The sequence below is a fragment of the Streptomyces sp. M92 genome (assembly GCF_028473745.1).
Lineage (GTDB): Bacteria > Actinomycetota > Actinomycetes > Streptomycetales > Streptomycetaceae > Streptomyces.
Map to the genome: position 1 here is coordinate 6,659,100 of NZ_CP101137.1, position 26,707 is coordinate 6,685,806.

At 72.6% G+C, this 26,707-nt stretch carries 24 protein-coding genes; 15 read left to right on the forward strand and 9 right to left on the reverse strand.

Annotation, left to right across the window (positions count from 1 at the left end):
• The first annotated feature begins 25 nt into the window (after nucleotides 1-25).
• From M6G08_RS30675 to M6G08_RS30690, 4 genes are all read left to right on the forward strand, one after another.
• Nucleotides 26-262 (forward strand): DUF6213 family protein, encoded by a 237-nt coding sequence (locus tag M6G08_RS30675; protein ID WP_073731305.1) that lies wholly within the window; start codon nucleotides 26-28, stop codon nucleotides 260-262.
• A 128-nt stretch (nucleotides 263-390) separates the two neighbouring features.
• Nucleotides 391-1,542 carry a type III polyketide synthase gene (locus tag M6G08_RS30680; protein WP_272591480.1) on the forward strand — a complete coding sequence of 384 codons (1,152 nt, stop codon included), beginning with the start codon at nucleotides 391-393 and terminating at the stop codon, nucleotides 1,540-1,542.
• Nucleotides 1,539-2,753, forward strand: a complete 1,215-nt coding sequence (locus tag M6G08_RS30685; protein ID WP_272590384.1) for a cytochrome P450 — start codon at nucleotides 1,539-1,541, stop codon at nucleotides 2,751-2,753. Before M6G08_RS30680 ends, M6G08_RS30685 begins: the two co-directional genes overlap by 4 nt.
• Complete coding sequence (locus M6G08_RS30690; RefSeq protein WP_272590385.1) at nucleotides 2,750-3,283, forward strand: cupin domain-containing protein; 534 nt, start codon at nucleotides 2,750-2,752, stop codon at nucleotides 3,281-3,283. Before M6G08_RS30685 ends, M6G08_RS30690 begins: the two co-directional genes overlap by 4 nt.
• 85 nt (nucleotides 3,284-3,368) lie before the next feature.
• Here the strand turns inward: M6G08_RS30690 and M6G08_RS30695 are convergent, their stop codons facing one another.
• Entirely contained in the window at nucleotides 3,369-4,595 is a 1,227-nt protein-coding gene (locus tag M6G08_RS30695) for an acyl-CoA dehydrogenase family protein (protein WP_272590386.1), read from the reverse strand.
• A gap of 169 nt (nucleotides 4,596-4,764) precedes the next feature.
• On the opposite strand from M6G08_RS30695, the gene M6G08_RS30700 reads away from it, so the two are divergent.
• Complete coding sequence (locus M6G08_RS30700) at nucleotides 4,765-5,421, forward strand: TetR/AcrR family transcriptional regulator (protein ID WP_272590387.1); 657 nt, start codon at nucleotides 4,765-4,767, stop codon at nucleotides 5,419-5,421.
• Here the strand turns inward: M6G08_RS30700 and def are convergent.
• Nucleotides 5,418-5,990: a peptide deformylase gene (gene def, locus M6G08_RS30705; protein ID WP_272590388.1), complete on the reverse strand. Its 573-nt coding sequence runs from the start codon at nucleotides 5,988-5,990 to the stop codon at nucleotides 5,418-5,420. The two genes, M6G08_RS30700 and def, sit on opposite strands and share 4 nt — an antisense overlap.
• Nucleotides 5,991-6,158: 168 nt before the next feature.
• Between def and M6G08_RS30710 the strand changes: the two genes are divergently transcribed.
• From M6G08_RS30710 to M6G08_RS30735, 6 genes are all read left to right on the forward strand, one after another.
• The gene (locus M6G08_RS30710; RefSeq protein ID WP_073731312.1) at nucleotides 6,159-7,397 is read left to right on the forward strand and encodes a Mur ligase family protein; all 1,239 of its coding nucleotides are present in this window, start codon (nucleotides 6,159-6,161) and stop codon (nucleotides 7,395-7,397) included.
• A gap of 23 nt (nucleotides 7,398-7,420) precedes the next feature.
• Nucleotides 7,421-8,149 (forward strand): type 1 glutamine amidotransferase, encoded by a 729-nt coding sequence (locus M6G08_RS30715; protein WP_272590389.1) that lies wholly within the window; start codon nucleotides 7,421-7,423, stop codon nucleotides 8,147-8,149.
• 176 nt (nucleotides 8,150-8,325) lie between these two features.
• Nucleotides 8,326-9,351 carry a 6-phosphofructokinase gene (locus M6G08_RS30720; RefSeq protein WP_272590391.1) on the forward strand — a complete coding sequence of 342 codons (1,026 nt, stop codon included), beginning with the start codon at nucleotides 8,326-8,328 and terminating at the stop codon, nucleotides 9,349-9,351.
• Between the two features lie 200 nt (nucleotides 9,352-9,551).
• Nucleotides 9,552-10,502, forward strand: a complete 951-nt coding sequence (locus M6G08_RS30725; protein ID WP_272590392.1) for a cytochrome c oxidase assembly protein — start codon at nucleotides 9,552-9,554, stop codon at nucleotides 10,500-10,502.
• Between the two features lie 58 nt (nucleotides 10,503-10,560).
• Nucleotides 10,561-12,141 (forward strand): septum formation family protein, encoded by a 1,581-nt coding sequence (locus tag M6G08_RS30730; protein WP_272590393.1) that lies wholly within the window; start codon nucleotides 10,561-10,563, stop codon nucleotides 12,139-12,141.
• 13 nt (nucleotides 12,142-12,154) lie between these two features.
• Entirely contained in the window at nucleotides 12,155-12,325 is a 171-nt protein-coding gene (locus M6G08_RS30735) for a membrane protein (protein ID WP_019327487.1), read from the forward strand.
• Nucleotides 12,326-12,352: 27 nt separating this feature from the next.
• Here M6G08_RS30735 and M6G08_RS30740 read toward each other — a convergent pair whose 3' ends face one another.
• The 4 genes from M6G08_RS30740 to M6G08_RS30755 form a co-directional block, all read right to left on the reverse strand.
• The gene (locus M6G08_RS30740; protein WP_073731479.1) at nucleotides 12,353-13,558 is read right to left on the reverse strand and encodes a sensor histidine kinase; all 1,206 of its coding nucleotides are present in this window, start codon (nucleotides 13,556-13,558) and stop codon (nucleotides 12,353-12,355) included.
• Between the two features lie 8 nt (nucleotides 13,559-13,566).
• A complete protein-coding gene (locus M6G08_RS30745) occupies nucleotides 13,567-15,297 on the reverse strand; it encodes a sodium/solute symporter (RefSeq protein WP_272590394.1) in 1,731 nt (576 codons plus the stop codon).
• Nucleotides 15,298-15,361: 64 nt separating this feature from the next.
• Entirely contained in the window at nucleotides 15,362-15,757 is a 396-nt protein-coding gene (locus M6G08_RS30750; RefSeq protein ID WP_272590396.1) for a hypothetical protein, read from the reverse strand.
• Nucleotides 15,758-15,762: 5 nt separating this feature from the next.
• Nucleotides 15,763-16,524, reverse strand: a complete 762-nt coding sequence (locus tag M6G08_RS30755; RefSeq protein ID WP_272590397.1) for a LytR/AlgR family response regulator transcription factor — start codon at nucleotides 16,522-16,524, stop codon at nucleotides 15,763-15,765.
• Nucleotides 16,525-16,601: 77 nt separating this feature from the next.
• Between M6G08_RS30755 and M6G08_RS30760 the strand changes: the two genes are divergently transcribed.
• From M6G08_RS30760 to rocD, 3 genes are all read left to right on the forward strand, one after another.
• Entirely contained in the window at nucleotides 16,602-17,105 is a 504-nt protein-coding gene (locus M6G08_RS30760; RefSeq protein WP_272590398.1) for an Lrp/AsnC family transcriptional regulator, read from the forward strand.
• A gap of 126 nt (nucleotides 17,106-17,231) precedes the next feature.
• Nucleotides 17,232-18,053, forward strand: coding sequence for a dimethylargininase (gene ddaH, locus M6G08_RS30765; protein ID WP_272590399.1), 822 nt, complete (start codon nucleotides 17,232-17,234; stop codon nucleotides 18,051-18,053).
• Entirely contained in the window at nucleotides 18,050-19,273 is a 1,224-nt protein-coding gene (gene rocD / locus M6G08_RS30770; protein WP_272590400.1) for an ornithine--oxo-acid transaminase, read from the forward strand. The genes ddaH and rocD overlap by 4 nt, the downstream gene beginning before the upstream one ends.
• A 42-nt stretch (nucleotides 19,274-19,315) precedes the next feature.
• Here rocD and M6G08_RS30775 read toward each other — a convergent pair whose 3' ends face one another.
• A complete protein-coding gene (locus M6G08_RS30775) occupies nucleotides 19,316-19,771 on the reverse strand; it encodes an RpiB/LacA/LacB family sugar-phosphate isomerase (protein WP_272590401.1) in 456 nt (151 codons plus the stop codon).
• 153 nt (nucleotides 19,772-19,924) lie between these two features.
• Between M6G08_RS30775 and proP the strand changes: the two genes are divergently transcribed.
• Nucleotides 19,925-21,439: a glycine betaine/L-proline transporter ProP gene (gene proP, locus M6G08_RS30780; RefSeq protein WP_272590402.1), complete on the forward strand. Its 1,515-nt coding sequence runs from the start codon at nucleotides 19,925-19,927 to the stop codon at nucleotides 21,437-21,439.
• 61 nt (nucleotides 21,440-21,500) lie between these two features.
• On the opposite strand, the gene M6G08_RS30785 is transcribed toward proP, so the two are convergent.
• A complete protein-coding gene (locus M6G08_RS30785) occupies nucleotides 21,501-24,713 on the reverse strand; it encodes a M20/M25/M40 family metallo-hydrolase (protein WP_272591481.1) in 3,213 nt (1,070 codons plus the stop codon).
• A 271-nt stretch (nucleotides 24,714-24,984) separates the two neighbouring features.
• A complete protein-coding gene (locus M6G08_RS30790) occupies nucleotides 24,985-26,487 on the reverse strand; it encodes a helix-turn-helix domain-containing protein (protein ID WP_272590403.1) in 1,503 nt (500 codons plus the stop codon).
• Between the last annotated feature and the right edge of the window lie 220 nt (nucleotides 26,488-26,707).

The window sequence follows — 26,707 nt, forward strand, 5'->3', positions numbered from 1 at the left end:
GCCTTCCGCGACTACGATCCCCCTTGTGAACCGCGAAGTGACCCTGCCTCTGATCGTCGACGACCGCGGCACGCTCCAGGTCGCCGCGTCCGACGTGAGCAAGCTGCTGCGCACGGTCGGCGGGCGCTGGCTGCACCTGGTGGAGGCCGGCGAGGAGAGTCTGGACGAGGACACGGTCGCGGCCCTGACCATCGAGCTCGCCAAGCTGGCCGACCGGATCGACGTGGCCTGCATCGCCCACAGCAGCGGCCAGTCCACCTGACGCCACGCCCGCCCGTCCCTGCTCGTCCCCGCCCACCCCTGCACGTCCCCGCCCGTTCCCCGAGACGGAGTAGCCCGGCGAGAGATCGCCGCCCCCGTGAGTGATCGTGGGTGTGCGCCCCGAAAAGGGTGCGGCACTTCCCGGCCGGGGGGCGCGAGCCTTCCGCGAGGCGAAAGCAGGCACGGTACATGGCGACTTTGTGCAGACCCTCGGTGTCCGTTCCGGAGCACGTGATCACGATGGAGGAGACGCTGCAGCTGGCGCGCGAGCGCCACGCCGACCACCCCCAACTGCCGCTGGCCCTCCGGTTGATAGAGAACACCGGGGTCCGCACCCGGCACATCGTGCAGCCCATCGAGGAGACCCTGAAGCACCCCGGCTTCGAGGACCGCAACCGGCTCTACGAGCGGGAGGCGAAGGCCCGGGTCCCGGCGGTGGTCCAGCGGGCCCTGGACGACGCGGAACTGCTCACCACCGACATCGACGTGATCATCTACGTGTCGTGCACGGGCTTCATGATGCCGTCGCTGACGGCGTGGCTGATCAACGAGATGGGTTTCGAGAGCACCACGCGGCAGATACCCATCGCCCAGCTCGGCTGCGCGGCCGGCGGTGCGGCCATCAACCGGGCGCACGACTTCTGCACCGCTTATCCCGAGGCCAACGCGCTGATCGTGGCCTGCGAGTTCTGCTCGCTGTGCTACCAGCCCACCGACATCGGCGTGGGCTCCCTGCTCTCCAACGGCCTCTTCGGCGACGGCATCGCCGCCGCGGTGGTCCGCGGCCGGGGCGGCACCGGTGTCCGGCTGGAGCGCAACGGTTCGTACCTGATCCCCAAGACCGAGGAGTGGATCATGTACGACGTGAAGGCGACGGGCTTCCACTTCCTGCTGGACAAGCGGGTGCCGGCCACCATGGAGCCGCTCGCGCCGGCCCTGACGGATCTCGCGGGTACCCACGGGTGGGACGCCTCCGACCTGGACTTCTACGTGGTGCATGCGGGCGGGCCGCGGATCCTGGACGACCTCAGCAAGTTCCTCAAGGTCGATCCGCACGCGTTCCGGTTCAGCCGGGCCACACTCACCGAGTACGGGAACATCGCCAGCGCCGTCGTCCTGGACGCGCTGCGCAGGCTCTTCGACGAAGGCGGCGTCCACGACCGGGCGCGCGGGCTGCTGGCCGGTTTCGGTCCGGGCATCACCGCGGAGATGTCCCTGGGTCGCTGGCAGACCTCCGACGAGCGGACCTCCGACGAGTTGCAAGGCGTGAGGCAAGCGTGACTGAAGAAGCGATCGACCGGACCGCACCGCCGGTCCGGGACTGGCCGGCCGTCGACCTGCCGGGCACCGACTTCGACCCCGTCCTGACCGAGCTGATGCGCGAGGGGCCCGTCACCCGGATCTCGCTGCCCAACGGCGAGGGCTGGGCGTGGCTGGTGACCCGGCACGACGACGTCCGCCTGGTCACCAACGATCCCCGGTTCGGCCGCGAGGCGGTGATGGACCGGCAGGTCACCCGGCTCGCCCCGCACTTCATCCCGGCGCGTGGCGCGGTCGGGTTCCTGGACCCGCCGGATCACACCCGGCTGCGCCGCTCGGTCGCCGCCGCGTTCACCGCGCGGGGCGTCGAGCGGGTGCGCTCCCGGTCCCGTTCCATGCTCGACGAACTCGTCGACGCCATGCTGAAGGCCGGCCCGCCGGCCGACCTGACCGAGGCGGTCCTCAGCCCCTTCCCCATCGCGGTGATCTGCGAGCTGATGGGTGTCCCGGCCGCCGACCGGCACAGCATGCACACCTGGACCCAGCTGATCCTGTCCTCGTCGCACGGCGCGGAGGTCAGCGAGCGGGCCAAGCAGGAGATGAACGACTACTTCGCCGACCTCATCGGTGCGCGGTCCGACGGCACCGGCGAGGACGTCACCTCGCTCCTCGGTGCCGCCGTCGCCCGGGACGAGGTCACGACGGCGGAGGCGGTCGGACTGGCGGTCCTGCTCCAGATCGGCGGCGAGGCGGTCACCAACAACAGCGGGCAGATGTTCTACCTGCTGCTGACCCGCCGGGAACTGGCCGAACGCCTGCGTTCCGAGCCGGAGATCCGTCCGCGGGCCATCGACGAGCTGCTGCGCTGGATTCCCCATCGCAACGCGGTCGGGCTGTCCCGGATCGCTCTGGAGGACGTGGAGCTGCGAGGGGTGCGGATCCGGGCGGGCGACGCGGTCTACGTGTCGTACCTTGCGGCCAACCGGGACCCGGAGGTTTTCCCGGACCCGGACGCGATCGACTTCTCCCGCAACCCCAACCCGCACGTGTCCTTCGGCTTCGGCCCACACTACTGCCCCGGCGGCATGCTGGCCCGCCTGGAGTCGGAGCTGCTGGTCGACACCCTTCTGGACCGCGTGCCCGGCATGAAGCTCGCGGTGCCGCCCGAGGACGTGCCCTTCAAGAAGGGGGCGTTGATCCGCGGGCCCGAGGCCCTGCCGGTGACCTGGTGAGCGCGCTCGCGGCGGCGACCGAGGGGCTGCTGGTGCCGCCGGGGCACGGGCGGGTCGTCCAGGCGCCGGCCCAGCACGTCACCTTCAAGGTGACCGGTTCGCACTCGCGCATGGCCTCGACCTTCGAGGTGATCGTGCCGCCGGGCTTCGACGTCGGCGCCCACGTGCACACTCGCAGCGAGGAGCTGTTCTACGTGCTGGAGGGCGAGCTGGACGTGCTCGCCTTCGAGCCGCGCGTCCGTACGCCGGACAACTGGCAGAAGTGGGAATCCAGTTCCGGCAACCGGGTGGTCCGGGCCACGCCCGGCACGGTCATCGTCGTACCGCCCGGGTGCCCCCACGCGTTCGCGAACCCGACGGGCGAGCCGGCCAAGATGTTCTTCCAGGCCAGCCCGCCCCCTGACCACGAGCGCTACTTCGAGGAACTACTGGAGATCCTCGGGAACGGGGGCCCGCCGGACCATGAGGCGATCGAGGCGCTGAGGAAGCGCTACGACATCGAACAGCTCACACCTTTGAAGCACCGGTGAGCGTCCCGACCTCAGGGGCGCGGGGAACTGCGCGACCAGCCACAACGGACCCGCACCCCGCATCACACAGAACCCACAACGGCGCTCAACGAATCGGCATCCCGGCGAGCGTCCGCGCAATCACCAACCGCTGAATCTCACTCGTCCCCTCGAAGATCGTGTAGATCGCGGAGTCCCGGTGCATCCGCTCCACCGGGTACTCCCGCGTGTAGCCGTTGCCGCCCAGGATCTGCACCGCCTGGGCGGTGACCTTCTTCGCCGTCTCGCTCGCGAAGAGCTTGGACATCGACCCCTCGGCCGCTGTGAACTGCTTGCCGTTGATCGCCATCCAGGAGGCCCGCCACACCAGCAGCCGCGCCGCGTCGATCGACGTGCGCATGTCGGCGAGCTGGAAGGCGACGCCCTGGTTGTCGATGATCGGGCGGCCGAACTGCTCACGCGTCTGGGCGTACTCCAGCGCCACCTCGTACGCGGCACGCGCGGTGCCCACCGCCATGGCGCCGACCGCCGGGCGGGACGCCTCGAACGTGGCCATCGCCGCGTTCTTGACACGCTCGCCGCCCTTCTTGGCCTTCTCCCGGGCGCGGGCCAGGCGCGCGTCCAGCTTCTCCTTGCCGCCGAGCAGGCAGGAGCCGGGGACGCGCACGTTGTCGAGGATCACCTCGGCGGTGTGCGAGGCGCGGATGCCGTGCTTCTTGAACTTCTGGCCCTGGGACAGCCCCGGGGTGTTCGGCGGGACGATGAAGGACGCGTGGCCCTTGGAGCCCAGTTCCGCGTCGACGACCGCGACGACGACGTGGACGTTGGCGATGCCGCCGTTGGTCGCCCAGGTCTTGGTGCCGTTGAGCACCCACTCGTCCTTGGCCTCGTCGTACACCGCGCGGGTGCGCATGGAGGCGACATCGGAGCCGGCGTCGGGCTCGGAGGAGCAGAACGCGGCGACCTTCACGTCATCGGCGTCGCCGTACATCTGGGGGATCCAGGTGCCGATCTGCTCCTCGGTGCCGTTGGCGAGGACGCCGACGGCGGCGAGGCCGGTGCCGACGATGGACAGGGCGATGCCGGCGTCCCCCCAGAACAGCTCCTCCATGGCCATGGGGATGCCGAGGCCGGTGGGGTCGAAGTACTGCTGGGCGTAGAAGTCGAGGGAGTAGATGCCGACCTTGGCGGCCTCCTGGATGACCGGCCAGGGAGTCTCCTCACGCTCGTCCCATTCGGCGGCCGCGGGACGGATGACGTCGGCCGCGAAGCCGTGCAGCCAGTCCCGGACCTCCTTCTGTTCGTCGTTGAGCTCCATGGTGAACTCGGCCATGTCCCCTCCAGTGACGCACGTGCATGTTACTTGCGGTAACATGAGTCTGTTACCGACGGGTAAGAAAAGTCAACTCCCGAGAACCCGTCGCCCTCCCGTTCGATGTCCCACGCCCTGTGAGTGTTAGTTTGCGCAGGCGTCACCGAACGAGCACGGGTGGGGAGAGCACATGGACACCACACAGCGGACCGATCAGCAGCGGTCCGCCGACCGCAGACGGCGCGAGCTTCTGGAGGCCGCCGACCGGGTGGTGCTGCGCGACGGCCCGCAGGCCTCGATGAACGCCATCGCCGCCGAGGCCGGCATCACCAAGCCCATCCTCTACCGCCACTTCGGCGACAAGGGCGGACTCTACGCCGCCCTCGCGCAGCGGCACACCGACGCGCTCCTCTCCTCGCTGCGGGCCGCCCTGGACGCCCCGGCGGAGCGGCGCAGGCGCGTCGAGTCCACCCTGGACACCTATCTGGCGGCCATCGAGGCACGCCCGCAGGTGTACCGCTTCCTGATGCATCCGGCCGAGGGCGCCACCGCTCCGGGCGACCAGGCCGAGTCCGGCTTCGACGTCGGCAAGCACTCGGCGCCGCTGCTGCGCCGCATGGGCGAGGAGCTGGCCCAGGTCATCGAGGAGCGCCTGGACGTCGGGCCGGGCACCCAGCAGCTGGCCCGGGTCTGGGGCCACGGGATCGTCGGCATGATGCACGCCGCCGGGGACTGGTGGCTGGGCGAACGCCCGTGTTCCCGGGCGGAGCTGGTGCGCAGTCTGGCCGACCTGCTGTGGGGCCGGCTCGCCGAGGCCGGGGACAAGGCGGGCGGCCCCGGGTTCTAGGCCCGCCCCTCCACCCGCTCCGGCGCCCCGGCGCGTCCCCATGGCGCCCTGGCCGCCCGCCGCAGCACCCGCCGCCTGCGCCACCCCGTGAGGCGGTCCACGTAGATGCCGCCCTCCAGGTGGTCGCACTCGTGCTGGAGGCACCGCGCGAAGAACCCCGTGCCGCGCACGGTGACCGGCTCCCCGGTCACCGTGAAACCGGCCACCACCGCCTCGTCGTGGCGCTCGGTCCCGGCCTCCAGCCCCGGCAGCGACAGGCAGCCCTCGGGCCCGCGCACCACCACGCCGCCGGTCTCCACCAGCCGCGGGTTCACCACGTGGCCGAGGTGGCGCTCGTCCTCGTCGTCCGGGCAGTCGTAGACGAAGACCCGGACCCGCTCGCCGATCTGGTTGGCGGCCAGCCCCACACCGCGCGCGGCGTACATCGTGGCGAACAAGTCCTCCACGAGCGCCGCGAGTTCCGGACCGAAGTCCGTCACCTCCTCGCAGGGGGCGTGCAGGACGGGATCTCCGAGGAGACTGAGGGGCCGGACGCGCCCGTGGGCGCCCGGGATGGAGCCGTGTCGCATGGCGGCAAGAGTAAGGTCCCTGTGTCCCCCGGCGGCGCGCGCCCACCGCCGGAGCCCCGTGGCCGGTGCCGCGATTCGGGAGTGCGAATGGATCTCGATAGGCTGAGGTCCCACCACGTGGCCGGTCAGGCTAAGGCGCGGCGCGTACGCAAGGAGGATCGAGAACTGATGGCAGGCAACTCGGACCCGCTCACGCCGCGGGCCAAGATCGCCGTGACCGCGGGCAAGGCGGTCGCGGCGGCGTCTCGCGCCGCCGGGCGCGGCAGCGGTTCGGTGATCGGCGGCCGGGTCGCGCTGAAACTCGACCCCGACCTCCTCCACCGGCTCGCCGGGCACCTGGACGTGACCCTGGTCTCGGCGACCAACGGCAAGACCACCACGACCCGGCTCATCGCCGAGGCGCTCAAGGCGGCCGGCCCGGTCGTCTCCAACGCGCTCGGCGCCAACATGCCGGCCGGCATCACCTCGGCCCTCGCGGCCGGTTCGGAGGCCCGGTACGGCGTCATCGAGGTCGACGAGAAGTACCTCGTGGGCGTCGCCCAGGCCACCGAGCCGAAGTGCATCGCCCTGCTCAACCTCTCCCGGGACCAGCTCGACCGCGCCGCCGAGACCCGGATGCTCGCGGAGAACTGGCGCGAGGGCCTGGCCGGTTCCAAGGCCGTGATCGTCGCCAACGCCGACGACCCGCTGGTGGTGTGGGCCGCGTCGTCCTCCCCCAACGTGATCTGGGTCGCCGCCGGGCAGATGTGGAAGGACGACGCCTGGTCCTGCCCGTCCTGCGGCGGCGTGATGCAGCGTCCGGGCGACGACTGGTTCTGCGGTGAGTGCGGCTTCCGCCGCCCGACGCCGAGCTGGGCGCTCTCCGGCGACCACGTCCTGGACCCGCACGGTTCCGCCTGGCCGATCCACCTCCAGCTGCCGGGCCGCGCCAACAAGGCCAACGCCGCCTCGTCGGCCGCCGTCGCCGCCGTCTTCGGGGTACCGCCGCAGGTCGCGCTGGAGCGCATGTACCAAGTGCAGGCGGTCGCGGGACGCTACGACGTCGTCCAGTTCCAGGGCCGCGACCTGCGCCTGCTGCTCGCCAAGAACCCGGCGGGCTGGCTGGAGACCTTCTCCCTGATCGACCCGCCGCCGGCCCCGGTGATCCTCTCGGTGAACGCGCGCGGCGCCGACGGCACCGACACCTCCTGGCTGTGGGACGTCGACTACACCCGGCTGTCCGGCCACCCGATCTGTGTGATCGGCGACCGGAAGCTGGACCTCGCGGTGCGCCTGGAGGTCGCGAACCAGCAGTTCCAGGTGTGCGAGGACCTCGACCAGGCGGTGTCGCTGTGCCCGCCCGGCCGGATCGAGGTCATCGCGAACTACACCGCCTTCCAGGACCTGCGCCGCCGCGTCGGCAACTGACCGCGAGATTTCAGGGGACTTTCGTGAGCGACAACCAACTGCGGATCGTCTGGATCTACCCGGACCTGCTCAGCACGTACGGGGACCAGGGCAACGCCCTCGTCGTGGAGCGCCGGGCGCGGCAGCGCGGCCTCGACGTGGCCCGGCTCGACGTGCGCAGCGACCAGCCGATCCCGACCTCCGGCGACATCTACCTCATCGGCGGCGGCGAGGACCGCCCGCAGCGGCTCGCGGCCGAGCGGCTGCGCCGCGACGGCGGCCTGCACCGGGCGGTGGAGAACGGCGCGATCGTCTTCTCCGTCTGCGCCGGCTACCAGATCCTGGGCCACGAGTTCATCAACGACCTCGGCCAGCGCGAGCCGGGCCTCGGCCTGCTCGACGTGGTCTCCACGCGCGGCGAGGGCGCCCGGTGCGTCGGCGACGTGCTCGGCGACATCGACGCGCGCCTGGGCCTGCCCCCGCTGACCGGCTTCGAGAACCACCAGGGCGTCACCCATCTGGGCCCCAGCGCCCGCCCGCTGGCCCAGGTCCGTTTCGGCAACGGCAACGGCACCGGGGACGGCACGGAGGGCGCGTACAACGACACGGTCTTCGGCACGTACATGCACGGCCCGGTGCTGGCACGCAACCCGCAGATCGCGGACCTGCTGCTGAAGCTGGCCCTCGACGTGAACGCGCTGCCGCCGACCGACGACCGGTGGTACGAGGCGCTCCGCAACGAGCGGATCGCGGCGGCGCAGCAGCCCGCCTGACGGCTGCCCGAAGCCTGCCGCGACGGCCCGTCTGATGACTCATCCGCACAGGTGAGCGGGCACGTCCAGTAGGCGGACGCACGGTTCGGTCCCGCCCCCCGATGCCGCTAGGGTGGCGGGGATCGAGCCGGACAGCGCGGTCCGGACCCGTGCCACTTGAGAAGGTATTTCGGGCTATGCGCATTGGTGTCCTCACGTCCGGCGGCGACTGCCCCGGCCTGAACGCCGTCATCCGGTCCGTCGTGCACCGCGCCGTCGTCGACCACGGCGACGAGGTCATCGGTTTCCGGGACGGCTGGAAGGGCCTCCTGGAGTGCGACTACCTCAAGCTCGACCTCGACGCGGTCGGCGGCATACTCGCCCGCGGCGGCACCATCCTCGGCTCCTCCCGGGTCCGTCCCGAGCACCTGCGGGACGGCGTGGAGCGCGCCCGCGGCCACGTCGAGCAGCTGGGCCTGGACGCGATCATCCCGATCGGCGGCGAGGGCACGCTCAAGGCGGCGCGGCTGCTGTCCGACAACGGCCTGCCGATCGTGGGCGTGCCGAAGACCATCGACAACGACATAGCGGTCACCGACGTGACCTTCGGCTTCGACACCGCGGTCACCGTCGCCACCGAGGCCCTGGACCGGCTGAAGACCACCGCCGAGTCCCACCAGCGGGTGCTGATCGTCGAGGTCATGGGCCGTCACACCGGCTGGATCGCGCTGCACTCGGGCATGGCGGCCGGCGCGCACGCCGTCGTCGTCCCGGAGCGGCCCTTCGACATCGACGAGCTGACCGCGAAGGTCGGCGAGCGGTTCTCGGCGGGCAAGCGGTTCGCGATCGTGGTCGCCGCGGAGGGCGCCAAGCCGAAGCCCGGCACGATGGACTTCGACGAGGGCGGCAAGGACGTCTACGGCCACGAGCGCTTCGCCGGGATCGCCCGCCAGCTCTCGATCGAGCTGGAGGAGCGACTCGGCAAGGAGGCCCGGCCGGTGATCCTCGGGCACGTGCAGCGGGGCGGGACGCCCACGGCGTACGACCGGGTGCTGGCGACTCGGTTCGGGTGGCACGCGGTCGAGGCGGTGCACCGGGGGGAGTTCGGGATGATGACGGCGCTGCGCGGGACGGACATCCGGATGGTGCCGCTCGCGGAGGCGGTGGCGTCGTTGAAGACGGTGCCGAGTGCTCGTTACGCAGAGGCGGAGTGCGTTCTCTGAGGTTGCTGTGACACGCCGTCCGCGGCTGGTACGTGGTTGTTCGCGCCCACGCGGCGGAGCCGCACATCGATACAGCCCCGCGCCCCTTGGGGGCGCGCTTCACCGCCCCCGGTCACAACAGTGGCCGGGGGCGGTTCTAGTCTTGCTTCGGACAGACAGCGCTCAACCGCGCTCAACCCCCACGAAACAGGAGCCGGCGGATGGATCACAGCGGGCACGGCATGATGATGGATCTGCCGCCGTTCACGCTGGGGCGAGGTCTCGCGTGGTCGGCGGACCCCTTCTTCCTCATCGCCTGTCTCCTGGGACTGGCGCTCTACGGCTGGGGAGTCGTCCGGCTGACCCGGCGCGGGGACAAGTGGCCGGTCGGCCGGACCGTGTCGTTCGTCGTCGGTGTGCTGAGCGTAGTGCTGATGATGTGCACCAAGCTCAACGACTACGGCATGGTCATGTTCAGCGTGCACATGGTGCAGCACATGATCATCAGCATGGTGTCGCCGATCCTGCTGCTGCTCGGCGCGCCGATCACCCTGGCCCTGCGCGCTCTGCCCACGGCGGGCCGTGGCCGCAAGGGACCCCGCGAGCTGCTGCTGAAGCTGCTGCACAGCCGCTACATGCGGATCATCACGCACCCCGCGTTCACCATCCCGCTGTTCATCGCGAGCCTGTACGCGCTGTACTTCACCCCGCTCTTCGACTTCCTGATGGGCTCCAAGGTCGGGCACATCGGGATGATGGTGCACTTCCTCGCCGTCGGGCTGGTGTTCTTCTGGCCGATCATGGGCGTGGACCCGGGCCCGCACCGGCCGGGGTATGTGATGCGGATGCTGGAGCTGTTCGCGGGCATGCCGTTCCACGCGTTCTTCGGCATCGCGCTGATGATGGCGTCCTCGCCCATGGTCGAGACGTTCCAGAACCCGCCCGCCTCGCTCGGTATCGACGCCCTGTCCGACCAGAACGCGGCCGGCGGCATCGCCTGGGCCTTCAGCGAGGTCCCGTCCGTGCTGGTGCTGCTCGCCCTGCTGTTCCAGTGGTACGCCTCCGAGGAGCGGCAGGCCCGCCGCAAGGACCGCGCCGCCGACCGCGACGGTGACAAGGAACTCGAGGCGTACAACGCCTATCTGGCCGCACTGAACACACGCGGCGGCTGAGCGGCGGCTTCGTTCAGTAGCATGTGGCGCGTCGGGGGAACCGCCCGGGGGGAGCGGTATGACGCGTCACGCGTTTTCCGGCCAGGTGGTGGCCGGTCGCTATCTGCTGCTGCGCCCGCTGGGCGCCGGCGGGCCGGGCCGCGTGTGGCTCGCCCGCGATCGGCGGCTGGGCGGCGAGGTCGCGCTGCGGGCCGCCCGCAGCGGCGTCCGGGCCCTGCCGCCCGCGCGCGTCCATCCGCACATGGTCACCGTCCATGACGTGGTGGAGCACGAGGGCGTCTCGTGGATCGTCATGGAGTACGTCCCCGGTGCCGTCACTCTGAGGGAGCTGGTGGCCCGGAGCGGGCCGCTGGCGCCTGCCGAGTGCGCCCGGATCGGGCTCGCCGTGCTCGACGCGTGGGCCGCCGGGCACGAGCGGGCCGTGGAGCCGGCGGGGGTGCTGCTGGCGCCGGACCGCCTGGGGGCGCCGTACGGCCGGATTCTGCTGACGGGCCCCGGCACGGCCGCCCCGCTGGACGGTGACGGTCTGAACTCGCTGGGCCGCACGCTCCACCACGCCGTCGAGGGCCGCGATCCCTCCGGCCGGGACCTGGCGGTGCCTCCCGTGCGGGCCGGTGCGCTCGGGCCGCTGCTGGAGAGGCTGCTCGCCGGTCCCCCGCCCCGCGTCACAGTGGCCGAGGCGGAGGCGGAACTGGCGTGGATCGTCACCCCGCAGACCGAGACGTACGTCCGGCCCCGGACCGACCCCGGATCACAGCCGCCCTGGTCCTCGGCGCCCACGCCCGTCGCCGGGCCGCTTCCCCCGAACGGCGGACATCGGCGGCGGCGTCCGCGCGCGCCGCGTGCCGCCCTGGCCGGCGGGCTCGGTGTGCTGCTCGCCCTGAGCGGCGTCTGGTACGCACTGGCCGACCGGGGCACCGACGGGGCCGGGGCGCCGTACGGCGCCGCCGTGGGGCTGGTCGCGCCGCTGGAGGACGGGGACTGCGTGCGCGCCCGCTGGCCCGGCGGCACCCGGTTCGCGGGGACCCCGCGCCTGGCCGTGGACGCGGACTGCCGGGGCGGGGCGCCCGACGGGCAGGTGATGGCCTTCGTGCCCGCCTCCTCCGCCGGGGAGGCCCGCGAGCTGGGACCCGCCCGCTGCGAGGAGCGGACCCGGGAGCTGCGGGGCCGGCTGGCCGGGGTGCGGAGTGTGGCGGTCGTCCCCGTCGAGGACGGGTTCGAGACCGCCCGGCGGCGCACCGCCTGCCTGGTGCTGGGGGCGTACGGGCCGGTGTACGGGCCGCTGGGCCGGCACCGGGAGCCCGGGGCGGTGTTCGCGGACACCGCGACCATGCAGCGCCGGGACTGTCTGGACGTGCGCTCCGCGCGGGAGGTCCGGCTGGTGTCCTGCGGCGGCCGGTACGACGCCCAGGTGCTGGGTTTCACCCGGCTGGCCGCCGGCGTCACGCTCGCCGAGGCACCCGCGGCGGCGGACGGGGCGTGCGCGCGGGAGGTGCCGCCGCGCGACTACGGGTTCGATCCCTCCCTGTACGAGGCCGGGTCCCGGACGGCCGAGGGTTCCTGGAAATCCGGGTCACATCTGGTCGTCTGCACCGTACAACGGCAGAACGGGGGCACCATGGAGGGGAACGGACCATGAGGAGGGTGTTGCGATGCCCGGTTCCACGGACAGTTCGACGAAGACGATGGGGGCGCTCACCATCGGAGGCCTGGTCGCGGTGACGGCCTACACGGTGGCGCTCGGGAGCAACGGCTGGCTGTGGTTCGGCTGGGTCGTGCTCGGGCTGATCACCGTGGGGATGGTCGCCACGCGCAGCGCCTGAGCCCCGCGCAGGGGCGTACGCGTTGTCTCACTCGCGGCCGACGCGGCCCGCCGAGTGCACGCCCGGCTGGTATTTCGGCAGCCGGACGGTAATTTTCATGCCCGCGCCGACGGCCGTCTCGATGACGAGGCCGTGGTCGTCCCCGTAGACCTGGCGGAGACGGTCGTCGACGTTGGACAGCCCGATGCCGCCCGAGGGACTCACCTCGCGTGCCAGGATGCGGCGCAGCAGGCCGGGGTCCATGCCGGCGCCGTCGTCCTCGATGACGACCAGGGCCTCGGCGCCTGCGTCCTGCGCGGTGATCTGGATGCGGCAGCGGTCGGACTTGCCCTCCAGGCCGTGCTTGACGGCGTTCTCGACGAGCGGCTGGAGGCACAGGAAGGGCAGGGCGACCGGCAGCACCTCTGGGGCGACCTGGAGGGTGACGGCAAGGCGGTCGCCGAAGCGGGCCCGCACCAGCGCCAGGTAGTGGTCGATGGCGTGCAGCTCGTCGGCGAGGGTGGTGAAGTCGCCGTGCCGGCGGAACGAATAGCGGGTGAAGTCGGCGAACTCCAGCAGCAGCTCGCGGGCGCGCTCGGGGTCGGTGCGGACGAAGGACGCGATCACCGCGAGCGAGTTGAAGATGAAGTGCGGGGAGATCTGGGCGCGCAGGGCCTTGATCTCGGCCTCGATGAGCCGGGTGCGGGACTGGTCGAGGTCGGCCAGCTCCAGCTGGACGGAGACCCAGCGGGCGACCTCGCCCGCCGCCCGGACCAGCACGGCGGACTCGCGGGGCGCGCAGGCGACCAGCGCGCCGTGGACCCGGTCGTCGACGGTGAGCGGGGCGACGACCGCCCAGCGCACCGCGCAGTCCGGGGTGTCACAGGTGAGCGGGAAGGCTTCGCCGCGGCCGGTCTCCAGCGGGCCGGCCAGGCGTTCCATGATCTCGGTGCGGTGGTGGGCGCCCGCGCCGTCCCAGACCAGCACCTCCTTGAGATCGGTCAGGCACAGCGCGTCCGTGCCGAGCAGCGAGCGCAGCTTGCGGGCGGACTTGCCGGCCGTCTCCTCGGTCAGACCGGCCCTGAGCGGGGGCGTGGCCAGGGAGGCGGTGTGCAGGGTCTGGAAGGTGGCGTGCTCGACCGGGGTGCCGAGCCCGCCCAGGTTCTGCGGGCGGGCCGTGCGGCGCCCCAGCCAGAAGCCCGCGGCCAGCAGGGGCAGCACGGCGACGGCCAGGCCGGCCAGGAAACCGCTCACGGAGCCGCTCACGGGGACACCTCCTTGCGCAGTTCGTCCGCGCGCAGCTCCTCCGGCAGGTGGAAGCGGGCCAGGATCGCCGCCGTCCCGGCCGGCACCCGCGCCGGGGTGGCCAGCGAGACCAGCACCATGGTGAGGAAGCCCAGCGGCACCGACCAGAGCGCGGGCCAGGCCAGCAGCGCGTGCAGCGCGCCGTCGCCGTCCGGGAAGCCGCCCATGGTGGCGGCGACGGCGAGCAGCGCGGAGCCGCCGCCCACCAGCATCCCGGCCGCCGCGCCGGGCGGGGTCAGCCGCCGCCACCAGATGCCGAGGACCAGCAGCGGGCAGAAGGACGATGCGGACACCGCGAAGGCGAGGCCCACCGCGTCGGCGATAGGCAGACCGCCGACCAGGGCGCTCGCCGCCAGCGGCACGGCCATGGCGAGGACCGTGCCGAGCCGGAAGTGCCGTACCGCCCGGGACGGCAGCACGTCTTGGGTGAGCACGCCCGCGATCGCCATGGTCAGCCCGGACGCGGTGGACAGGAACGCGGCGAAGGCCCCGCCCGCCACCAGCGCGCCCAGCAGGTCGCCGCCCACTCCCCCGATCACCCGGTCGGGCAGCAGCAGGACGGCGGCGTCCGCGTCGCCGGTGAGGGTCAGTTCGGGGGCGTACATGCGGCCGAGGGCGCCGTAGACGGGCGGCAGCAGGTAGAAGGCGCCGATCAGGCCGAGGACGGCGACGGTGGTGCGGCGGGCGGCGACGCCGTGCGGGCTGGTGTAGAAGCGGACCACGACGTGCGGCAGGCCCATGGTGCCCAGGAAGGTGGCGAGGATCAGGCCGTACGTGGCGTACAGCGGGCGTTCGGTGCGGCTCTCGGCCCGCGACGGCGACAGGGCGTCGTCGGCGCCGCGTCCGGCGGCCGGGACGGCGGCGTCCTCGGCGAAGGTCAGGCGGGTGCCGGCCTCGATGCGGTGGGTGCCGGTGGGCAGGTCGACGCGGGAGCCGTCGTGGGCGCGGCCGTCCACGGTGCCGTCGACGGTGACGGTGAGCGGCCGCTCCAGCTTGAGGGTGAGGGTGTCGTCGACCCGTACCGAGCGCTGCTCGCGGAAGGTGGCGGGTTCCTCGAAGGGACGGCCGGGGGCGCCGTCGCCCTGCCAGGCCAGCACCAGGAAGAGGGCGGGGACGAGGAGGGCGGTGAGCTTGAGCCAGTACTGGAAGGCCTGGACGAAGGTGATGCTGCGCATGCCGCCGGCCGCGACGATGGCGGTGACGACGACGGCGACGATCACCCCGCCGAGCCAGTCGGGGGCCCCGCTGAGCACGGTGAGGGTCAGTCCGGCGCCCTGGAGCTGGGGCAGCAGGTACAGCCAGCCGACGCCGACGACGAAGGCCCCCGCCAGCCGCCGTACCCCCTGGGAGGCGAGCCGGGCCTCGGCGAAGTCGGGCAGCGTGTAGGCGCCGGAGCGGCGCAGCGGGGCGGCGACGAACAGGAGCAGGACGAGGTAGCCGGCGGTGTAGCCGACCGGGTACCAGAGCATGTCGGGTCCCTGGACGAGGACCAGGCCCGCGATGCCGAGGAAGGACGCGGCGGAGAGGTACTCGCCGCTGATGGCGGCGGCGTTCAGGCGGGGGCCGACGGTGCGGGAGGCGACGTAGAAGTCGGAGGTGGTGCGGGAGATGCGCAGGCCGAAGGCGCCGACGAGGACGGTGGCCACGACGACGAGGGCGACGGCGGGTATGGCGTAGCTGGAGTTCACGGTGCGTTCATCGCCTTCGGTGCCTTCGGTTCCCTCGGTGCCTTCAGGGCCGGGTCCGGCGGGGTCATCGGTCCTCGACCAGGCGCACGAAGTCGCGTTCGTTGCGCTCGGCGCGGCGCACGTACCAGCGGGCGAGGAGGACGAGCGGGGCGTACAGGCCGAAGCCGAGGACGGCCCACTCCAGGAGGCGGGCGTCGGGCATCGCCGCGAACAGCAGCGGCAGCGGCCCGACCAGGAGGCCGAGGACCGCGAGGGCGGCGAGACCGGCGCGCAGCTGGCTGCGCATCAGGGAGCGGACGTAGGTGTGGCCGAGGGTGGTCTGCTCGTCGATCTCGGTGCGCGGGCGGTAGTAGCCCGAGGCGTGGGGGTACCGCCCGCGCGAGCGAAGCCGGGCGTGGGGGAGGGTGCGCCTGGGCGGGCCGGTGACGGTGACGCGGCGCTCGGTGGGGTCCTGGGGCATGGGACTCACGGCCTCCGCATGAGCAGGTCCCGCAGTTCGCGGGCGTGGCGGCGGCTGACCTGGAGTTCCTCGGTGCCGACCAGGACGCTGACGCTGCCGGCGTCCAGGCGGAGCTCCCCGATGTGGCGCAGGGCGACGAGATGGCGGCGGTGGATGCGGACGAAGCCGCGGGCGCGCCAGCGTTCCTCCAGGGTGGACAGGGGGATGCGGACGAGGTGGCTGCCCCTGTCGGTGTGCAGGCGGGCGTAGTCGCCCTGGGCCTCGACGTGGGTGATGTCGTCGACGGGGACGAAGCGGGTGACGCCGCCGAGCTCCACGGTGACGTGGTCGGGGTCGGGTTCGTGCACGGGGATGCGGGGGGCCGGGGAGGCTTCGGTGCCACGCCGTTCGGCGGCCCGGCGGACCGCTTCCGCCAGCCGTTCCCTGCGGACGGGTTTGAGCACGTAGTCGACGGCCTTCAGGTCGAAGGCCTGGACGGCGAAGTCCTCGTGCGCGGTGACGAACACGACCAGCGGCGGCCGGGCGAACCCGGTCAGCAGCCGGGCGAGGTCCAGTCCGTCGAGGCCGGGCATCTGGATGTCGAGGAAGACGACGTCGATGGCGTCCGGTCCGTCGGGACCCGACTCCAGGGCCCGGTTGATGCGGCGCAGCGCCTCGGTCGCGTCGCCCGCGCCCTCCGCCGTGCCGATGCGGGGATCGGCGTTCAGCAGGTACACGAGTTCCTCGAGCGTGGGGCGTTCGTCGTCGACAGCCAGGGCGCGCAGCATGAAGGTGGAGTGTAGGAGTAATCCGTACGCCTGAACACGCCCCCGACGTGGACGTATCCGCTGGATACAGTGCCCGCATGAACAGCAGGCCCAGCCCGTTCGACGAACTCGACCGGAAGATCGTCACCGCCCTGATGGCGAACGCCAGGACGTCCTTCGCCGAGATCGGCGGGGAGGTCGGGCTGTCCTCGACGGCGGTCAAGCGCCGGGTGGACCGGCTGCGCGAGACCGGCGTGATCACCGGGTTCACGGCGACGGTGCGGCCCTCGGCGCTGGGCTGGCGCACCGAGGCGTACGTGGAGGTGTACTGCGAGGGGGCGGCGCCGCCGCGGCGGCTGGCGGAGGTGGTGCGCGGCTATCCCGAGATCACGGCGGCGATGACGGTGACGGGCGGCGCGGACGCGCTGCTGCACGTGCGGGCGCGGGACGTGGAGCACTTCGAGGAGGTGCTGGAGCGCATCCGTGCGGAGCCGTTCATCCGCAAGACGATCAGCGTGATGGTGCTGTCCCACCTGATCCCGGACAGTCCGGAGGCGGGAACCGGCCTCCTCGCCCCCGAAGGCGCAGCAGACGTGCGCTGACCTGGTGAACAACGCAGCGATGGTGCGTGTACGCGCAGCCTTCGTCGCTTGTCGGGCGCGGTCGCCGCTTCCTACCGTGGTGTCAACCCCCAGTCACACACCGTGAGGAAGCGGAGGTGCCCCTCTGTGGCCGACAACCGTGTGCCGCGCCGGCGGCGCTTCGTGGTCTGCGAACCCAGACACTTCGCCGTGCAGTACGCGATCAACCCCTGGATGAGCACCGGCCGGCCGGTCGACGTCATCCGCGCTCTGGACCAGTGGCAGGCGCTGGTCGACGCCTACCGGGCCCGCGGCCACACCGTCGACACCGTCGCGCCGGTGCCGGGCCTGCCCGACATGGTCTTCGCCGCGAACTGCGCGGTCGTGGTGGAGGGCCGGGTCTTCGGCTCCCGCTTCCACGCGCCCGAGCGCCGCGGCGAGTCCGTGGCCTACGAGGCGTGGTTCAAGACGGAGGGCTTCGAGGTCCAGCATCCGGAGGCGGTCTGCGAGGGCGAGGGGGACCTGGTTCCGGCCGGGCGGTGGATCCTGGCCGGCACGGGCTTCCGCACGACCCCCGAGGCGCACCGGGAGGCGCAGGAGTTCTTCGGCGTTCCGGTGGTCTCGCTGACGCTGGTGGACCCGTACTTCTACCACCTGGACACGGCGCTGTTCGTCCTCGACGAGGAGAACGTGGCGTACTACCCGGGGGCCTTCTCGCCCGGCAGCCGGGAGGTGCTGGAGCGGCTGTACCCGGACGCGGTGATCGCCACCCGCGAGGACGCCATGGCGTTCGGGCTGAACTCCGTCAGTGACGGACGCAACGTGTTCATCGCCCCCGAGGCCGGGGAACTCGCCGACCGCCTCAGCGGCCGCGGCTATGTCCCCGTCCCCGTCGACCTGTCCGAGTTCCACAAGGCCGGTGGCGGCATCAAGTGCTGCACCCAGGAGATCCGGGAGGCCCGCTCATGACCGCACCCGCCCGCACCACCCGCGGCTCCCAGGAGCTGATCCGCGCCGAGGGGCCCGTCCTCGCGCACAACTACCACCCGCTGCCCGTCGTCGTGGCCCGCGCCGAGGGCGCCTGGGTCGAGGACGTGGAGGGCCGCCGGTACCTGGACATGCTGGCCGGCTACTCGGCGCTCAACTTCGGCCACCGCCACCCGGCGCTGACCGAGGCCGCACACCGCCAGCTGGACCGGCTGACCCTCACCTCCCGTGCCTTCCACAACGACCGGCTCGCGGAGTTCGCCGAGCGGCTGTCCGCGCTGACCGGCACGGACATGGTGCTGCCGATGAACACCGGCGCGGAGGCGGTGGAGAGCGGCATCAAGGTGGCCCGCAAGTGGGCCTACGACGTCAAGGGCGTCCCGGCCGACCGGGCGACGATCGTGGTCGCGGCGGACAACTTCCACGGCCGTACGACGACGATCGTGAGCTTCTCGACGGACGAGACGGCCCGCGCCGGCTTCGGCCCCTTCACGCCCGGTTTCAAGGTCGTCCCGTACAACGACCTGGCGGCGCTGGAGGCGGCGGTCGACGAGACGACGGCGGCGGTGCTGATCGAGCCGATCCAGGGCGAGGCGGGGGTGAACATCCCGGACGACGGCTACCTGGCGGGCGTGCGGGAGCTGACCCGCCGGGCCGGGTGCCTGTTCGTCGCCGACGAGATCCAGTCGGGGCTGGGCCGCACGGGGCACACCCTCGCCGTCGAGCACGAGTCGGTGGTGCCGGACGTGGTGCTGCTCGGCAAGGCGCTGGGCGGCGGCATCGTGCCGGTGTCGGCGGTGGTCGGCAGCCGGGAGGTGCTGGGTGTGCTGCACCCGGGTGAGCACGGCTCGACGTTCGGCGGCAACCCACTGGCGGCCGCGGTGGGCACGGCGGTGGTGGAGCTCCTGGAGACGGGCGAGTTCCAGCGCCGGGCGGCGGAGCTGGGCGCGGTGCTGCGCGAGGGCCTGGCGGCCCTGGTCGGCAGGGGCGTGGTCGGCTTCCGGGCGCGGGGGCTGTGGGCGGGCGTCGACGTCGACCCGGCGCTCGGCACCGGCCGCGAGGTCAGCGAGCGGCTGATGCGCGAGGGCGTCCTCGTCAAGGACACCCACGGCTCGACGATCCGGCTGGCCCCGCCGCTGACGGTCACGGGTGAGGAGCTGGAGGGCGCGCTCAAGACCCTGGAGAAGGTCCTGACGTCCTGACTGCGCTCAGTGCGCTGAGTGCGCTCAGCGCGCGCACGGGAGTCACGGAGCGGTCCGTCCCCGGTCGAGCCGCTCCACGTGCGTCACGTTGTCCCGGTCCTCGGCGTCCGTGCTGGGCGCGCCCGCGAACCAGGCGTCGAGGATCTCCCCCAGCAGCGGTGCCGAGGTCAGGCGCAGGCTGAGGGCGAGCACGTTGGCGTCGTTCCAGCGGCGGGCGCCGTCCGCCGTGCAGGCGTCGGTGCACAGGGCAGCCCGTACGCCCGGCACCTTGTTGGCGGCGATCGACGCGCCCGTGCCGGTCCAGCAGCAGACCACGGCCTGGTCGGCGGTCCCGTCGGCGACCTCGCGCGCGGCCCGTTCGGAGCACACCGCCCACCGGGAGTCCGCCCCGGGGTCCAGGGCGCCGTGGGCCAGCACCTCGTGTCCGCGTCGGCGCAGCTCCTCGACGAGGAGGCGGGCGACGGGTTCGTCCATGTCGGAGGAGACGGCGATCCGCATGTGCGAAGCCTAGAGCAGGCCCCGATGGGCCGTCCCTCACCTCATCGGCCCAACCATATGACTGACGCCACGGCCATACCCAGGATGATCGGGGGAACGGGTACGAGCTGAGAATCGTACGACCGAGCGGCGCCCCGCCAGGGGTGTCCGCACGTGGAAAGGGAGGCCGCCACGTCCCCCAACGAGAACGGCCAGGAATCCGACGCCGCGGCGGTCCGCCGCCACCCGGCCCTGTTCCGGGCCATCAGGCGTCGGCAGAACCCCCGACTGCGCCGGTCGGACATCACGGTCACGGACGAGGCCGCGGTCAAGAGAGCCGTGAAGGCGGCCTCGCTCGGCAATGCCATGGAGTGGTTCGACTTCGGCATCTACGCCTATCTGGCGGGCACCATCGGCCGCGTCTTCTTCCCGTCCGGGAGTGACACGGCGCAGTTGCTCTCCTCGTTCGCCACGTTCGCCGTGGCGTTCCTGGTGCGCCCGCTCGGCGGCATGGTCTTCGGGCCCATGGGCGACAAGATCGGCCGCAAGAAGGTGCTGGCGCTGACGATGATCCTCATGGCGATCGGCACGGCCGCCATCGGGCTCATCCCGAGCTACGACTCCATCGGCTTCTGGGCCCCGGTCCTGCTGATCGTCTTCCGCCTGCTCCAGGGCTTCTCCACCGGCGGCGAGTACGGCGGCGCCTCCACCTTCATCGCCGAGTACGCGCCGGACAAGCGGCGCGGGTTCTTCGGCAGCTTCCTGGAGCTGGGCACGCTGGCCGGGTACACCGGCGCGGCCAGCCTCGTCACCGGCCTCACCGCCTGGCTGGGCAGCGACACCATGGACGCCTGGGGTTGGCGCATTCCCTTCCTGGTGGCGGCGCCGCTCGGCATCGTCGGTATCTATCTGCGGCTGAGGCTGGACGACACGCCCGCCTTCCTGAAGCTGGAGGACTCCAACGTCCACATCTCGGAGGCGGCGACCGCGGTGGAGACCACCGCGCGGGGCGACCTCGCGAAGATCTTCCGCACGCACTGGCGCGTGCTGATCCTGTGCATCGCGCTCGTCGGCGCTTACAACATCACCGACTACATGCTGCTGTCGTACATGCCGACATACCTGTCGGACGAGCTGCACTACAGCGAGAGCCACGGCCTGATGATCCTGGTCGCGACCATGGTGCTGCTGATGCTGATCATCAACCAGATCGGCCGGCTGTCCGACCGCTTCGGCCGCAAGCCGCTGCTGATGACCGGCATGATCGGCTTCTTCGTGCTGTCCGCCCCGGCCTTCGTGCTGGTGCAGGAGGGCAGCCTGCTCGCCGTCTCGGCCGGCATGCTGATGCTCGGCCTGTCCCTGGTCTGCCTGCTCGGCACGATGTCGGCGGCGCTCCCGGCGATGTTCCCGACCAACGTCAGGTACGGGTCCCTGTCGGTCGGCTACAACCTGTCGGCCTCCCTGTTCGGCGGCACCACGCCGCTGGTCATCACCGCTCTGATCAGCGTGACCGGCTCGGACATGATGCCCGCGTACTACGCCATGGCCGCGGCCCTGGTCGGCATCGTGGCGGTGGCCTGCATGAAGGAGACGGCGCAGCAGCCCCTGGAGGGGTCCCCGCCCTCGGTGCAGACCGACGAGGAGGCGGCGGAGATCGTCGAGGCGCAGGCGCCGACGCCGAAGTTCTGAGCGGACGTGGTGAGGCGGTGGGGGTGCGTGGCCCCCACCGCCTCGTCACTGCGTCAGTGCGTCACAGGCGCTGCCACAGGGCGGGGACGTTCGGCGGCTCCCAGCCCGGGTAGGCGGTGTGGCCCTGGAGACACCGGTAGCGGACGCCGTCGTAGGCGACCGTGTCACCGGCCGCGTAGGTGGCTCCCAGCCGCCAGGTGGTCTCGCCGCCGCCGTCGCCGGACACGGTGAGGGTGTACGTGGTGGTGTGGGTGACCGTGCCGGTGCCGGTGAGGGTCAGCGTGTAGGTGCCGGCGGCCGTGCCCGCGGCGACCTCGACGGTGGCCGTCGAGAACTGGCCCGAGGTGACCGAGTCCGGCGTGAAGTCCACGCTCACCCCGGTCGGGGCGCCGGACGCCGACAGGCGCACGTTCTGGGCGTCGCCGCTGGTGGTGGCGGTGCGGACGGTGACCGTGGCGGAGGAGCCCGGGTCGACCGTGCCCGAGGACGGGTCGGCGGAGATCGAGAAGTCGTCCGCGGGGGCGGGCGTGTCGCCGACGGAGGTCTTCCAGATGGTGTAGGCGATGCCGTCCGCGCTGCGGTTCAGTGCGGTGGCGTCGATGTTGGCGGTGGTGTCGCAGGCGGAGTGGTAGCACGGGTCGTAGGACCGGCCCGCGGTACCGCCCCACTTGGCGGCCTCGGCGGCCGTCTTGCGGGCCGAGGCGCCGGTGGCGTAGCCGGAGGTGGGGATGCCGACCCGCTGGAAGGAGTAGTCGTCGGAGCGGCCCCGGCCCTCGACGTTCTCCTGCGGGGCGAGACCGAGGGAGGCCCAGTACTCGCGCATCGGGGCGGAGGCCGCCGATCCGATGTTGTTGATGAAGTAACCGCCGTTGACGGAGCCGACCATGTCGAAGTTGTAGTACGCCTTGATCCTGGAGCGCTCGGTGGCGGAGAGGGTCCTGGTGTAGAAGTCGGAGCCGTTCAGGCCCTGCTCCTCGTCGGTCCACCAGGCGAACCGGACGCGGTTGGCCATGTCCGGGTTCTCGCGGGCCAGGGCGAGCGCGGCCTCCAGGAGCGCGGCGGAGCCGGAGCCGTTGTCGTTGATGCCGGGCCCGGCCGAGACGCCGTCGAGGTGGGCGCCGAACATGTGGACGCTGTTCGCGTCGCCGCCCGGCCACTCGGCGATCAGGTTGTCGCCGGCGCCGGCGGAGCAGCCGGAGGTGCAGGTCTGCTGGGTGACGGTGTACCCGGCCGCCTGGAGCCTGCCCTTGACGTAGGCGAGCGAGGCGTCGTATCCGGGGCCGGTGGCGCGGCGGTTGCCGCCGTTCTGCGCGGCGATGGTGCCGAACTGCGCCAGGTGCGCCCGCACCTCGGAGACGTCGACGTCGGGCGGGGTGCCGGGGTCGGTGCCGCCGCCGACGGTGAGGGTGTACTGGGCGGTGTGGGACTTGGTGCCCGCCGTGCCCTTGACGGTGATCGAGTAGGTTCCGGCGGCCGTGCCCGCCGAGGCGCTGATCCGCATGGTGGAGCTGTCGCCCGAGGTGACCGTGGACGGGCTGAAGCCGACGCCGACGCCCTGCGGGGCGCCCAAGGCGGTCAGCGTCACCCGCTGGGCACTGCCGGAGACGGTGGTGGTGCGCACGGTGGCCTCGACCGAGGAACCGGCGTCGACGTCGCCCGTGGCGGGGCTGAGCGCCAGCGAGAAGTCCGTCTGCTGTGCGGAGCAGGCCGGGTCGCCGCTCTGCGCGGGGACGTCGATGGCGTTCCAGGCGGCCTTGGTGGCGTTGAACAGGCCGCAGGAGGTGTCGAGGTTCTTCGCCGCGGTGAGGGTGGCGGTGCGGTACCGCTTGTAGGTCATGCCGCTGGTCTTGAGCAGCATGCCGCCGTAGAAGATCCTGCCGGCGTTCTGGATGCCGACGCCGGTCACCTCGCCACCGTCGCAGGTGGGGCTGGAGGGCTTGCCGCCGCCGGGACTGGAGCCCTCGGCCAGAAGGTAGAACCAGTGGTTCATGGGCCCGGCGGCCGCGTGCTCCTCCGTGTTCGGGATGGACGCGGAGTAGCAGTTGGGGTGGTTGCTCACCTGCCGCGGGTCGTACATGTTGCGGATCGGGCCGCGGCCCTGGAGGTCGACCACCTCGCCGACGGTGTAGTCGGGGGTGTCGTACGGTGCCGGCTGGTCGGTGTACGCCTCGGTCAGCGCGCCCATGATGTCGCCGGTCGCCTCGCCGAGGCCGCTCTCGTGCCGGGCGCCGCCGGGGGTGTAGGAGTCCAGGCCGTGGCCGAACTCGTGGGCCACGACGTCCATGCCGGCGATCCATTCGCCGGCGGTGTTGTGTCCGATGGTGACGGTCGAGCCGTCCCAGTAGGCGTTGAGCTGGTTGAGGCCCACGCGCACGGGCCAGCTGCCGCCGTTGCCGTTGTGGCCGTTGCGGCCCAGCCAGTCGCGGAGCATGTCCGACTGCTTCTGCGCGGCGAACATGACGTCGACGCAGCCGGTCTCCCTGCTGGAGGCGTCGCCGTTGCCCCAGTCGTCGTCCGGGCCGGTGAACAGGCCGCCGTTGTAGTCGGAGCACTGGAGGCCGGGGCGGGTGGTGTCGCGCAGCGCGTAGCCGCCACTCGTGCGGGAGGTGTCGATGGTCAGCGGGCCGGGGCCGTTCCACTCGCTGTGGCCGGTGCCCGCGCGCACCTCGTCGTAGCTGTCGACGACCTCGCCCGAGCGGGCGTCCACGAAGACGTGCAGCCGGCTGGGCTTCTTCTTCTCGGTGGTGCCGGTGAGCACGGTTTCCCAGGCGAGGGTCTGGACGTCGTCCCTGACGTGGACCACGAGCCGCTCGGACTCGACCTCGTCGACCGACGCGAGCCGCTCACGGCTGGTGGCGACCGCGTCCTCGGCCCGCACCTCGGCCTCGGTGGGCACCGCGATCGCGGCTCCGGTCGCGGACTGGACGGCACGTACCCTGCCCTTGCCGTCGGCGAGGACCACGGCGTCGCCGCCGACCACGGGCAGACCGTGGTAGGTGCGTTCGTAGGCGACGGAGTAGAGGTCCTCGCCCCAGGGGGTGACCTGGTGGCGGTCGTACTGTTCGTCGGGGCCGCCCGCGACGAGGGCGTCCAGGCCGCTGCGGACGGCCCGGTCGGCGGCGGCGACGGCTCTCGCGGCGGGGGTGGGCTCGGCGGCGGACTCGGCCGCGGGGGATGCGGACCGCTCCGAGGCCGAGGCGAGGGAGGCCGGTACCACCACCCCGGCGAGGGTCATGGCCAGGACTGTCCCGGCCACCGCGGTGCGTCTGAGCATCATGGCTCCTTGTGAGAGTGGGGAGGCCCTTGCGGGCCGGCCCGGCCACGGGCATGCCGAACGCGCCGCCGCGGGGTGGTGGCGGCGCGCCCGTCGACCGAATGACGGTTGCATGTCATGTCGCGGGCTGGGCGGAACCCTCACACCGCCGGGCGTCGGAAGCAACGGAACCGCAGGCGTGGTCGCGTCCTGTCAAATTCCGGCAAGTTCCGCCCCGGCCGCGGTGGAAGGAGGCCGGGCCGCCGCGGCCGGGGTGCCGGTGGCCGCCCGCTCACTCCCCCGCGTCCAGCAGCCGCTCCCGGTACTCTCTGACCTCCGGCAGGTCGCCCCACCTTCCAGTGAGCCGGCTGTGCAGTCCGCGCAGTTCGGCGGTGACCATGGACTCGCGTGAGCGCACCGCCTCCACCAGCACCGGCGAGGCGAGGGCGACGGCCGCACCGGGGTCGCCGGCACAGGCCCAGCAGTCCGCCAGGCGCAGCGTGAGCAGCAGCCGGGCGCCGCGCATCCGCGGCGGCACCTGCGCACGGGACCGCGCGGCGGCGTCCACCGCGCGCCGGGCGGCCCGCCGGTCGCCGGTCTGCACGGCGAGGTCGCGCAGCGCGCCCCCGATCGCGGAGTCGACCCGCATCGCGCCCTCGGCCCCGGCCAGCCAGGGCGCCTCCAGGTGGTCGCGCCGGTCGAGCCGGGCGAACCCGCGCCGGGCCAGGGTGATGTGACGGCGGCACTGGGCCGCGTCACCGGCCAGGGCGTGCCCGCGGGCCTGGTAGAGGTCCGAGAGGGTGGCCGCCCACCGGCGCCGCGCCTCCCCGGCGCCGATGCCCTGCGCGTATCCGAGCATCGCCCCGGCGTCCCCGTCGAGCCGGACCAGGGTGCACATGTCGCTGAGCAGCGTCGCGCGGGCCGGGGCGTCCCCGACGGCGTCCGCCCAGCGCAGGCCGTGGCCGAACCACCCCATGGCCACGGCGTTCTGACCGCGCTCCATCCGCAGCCGGCCGGCGACCTGGGCGTACTGCGCGGCGAGCCGCAGCTGACCGTACGGCAGCCGGCCGGTGGAGTTGACCGCGTCCGCCCAGCGCGCCAGGGACCGCAGCAGTCCCTCGACGGCGGCCACCCGGCCCCCGTGCCGGAACGCCTCACGGATCAGCCACGCCAGTACGGCGGTGAGCGCGTGCAGCAGTTCGGCGTCCGCCGCCCGGCCGGTCCAGTCCAACGCCCCCGGCCCGCCCCGTGACCCCGACGCGTCCGCCGGTCCCGATGGTCCCGGACCGCCCGGCGATCCCGCCCCGCTCCACGGCCCCGACCCCCTCGACGGAGCCGGCCCGTCCCACACCGCCGACCCGTTCAGCAGGGCCGGCAAGTCCCCCGGGTCGGGCACCGGACACCCCGCCGTGCCGTGCAGCGGGCACACCAGCCCCTCGGCGGGCAGCCGGGCGGGCCACAGCCGGGGCTCGGCCACCCACGGCGCCGCGGCGGCGTCCGCTCCGGGCAGCGGCGAGAACAGCGCCGGGTCGGCCGGGACCCGGCCCGGACGGTGCGGTGCCTCGCGCGGCGCGGCGACGATCGCGGCCAGCTCCCCGCCGGTGTCCAGGACCTCGTCGAGGCGGCGCACCAGACCGGCGGGCGGCTCCCGCAGCCCGGCCTCCAGTTTGCTGACGGCGGTGTGGTGGTAGCCCACCCGCAGGCCGAGCTGCAGTTGGGTGAGCCCGGCCGCCCTGCGCAAGGAACGCAACCGCCGCCCGAACTCCGCCCAGGTACCGGCCGATTCACCGGACATGTGCCGCCCTCCCCCCGGTCGCTACCGGTCAGCACAGAGCAGGGGACGCGCCGCGTCAATCGGGTTGGCCGAAGAGCGGCCGGACCGTTTCCGGCCGGACGTTCCCGGTCCGGCCGGCGCGGTCCGGGCTACGATCGATCACCGGACGCGGACGTCCGGCGCGGGGCCGTGCCGCGGCTGCCGTCAGCGGCCGTGCCGACCGGGAGAGTGGGAGACACAC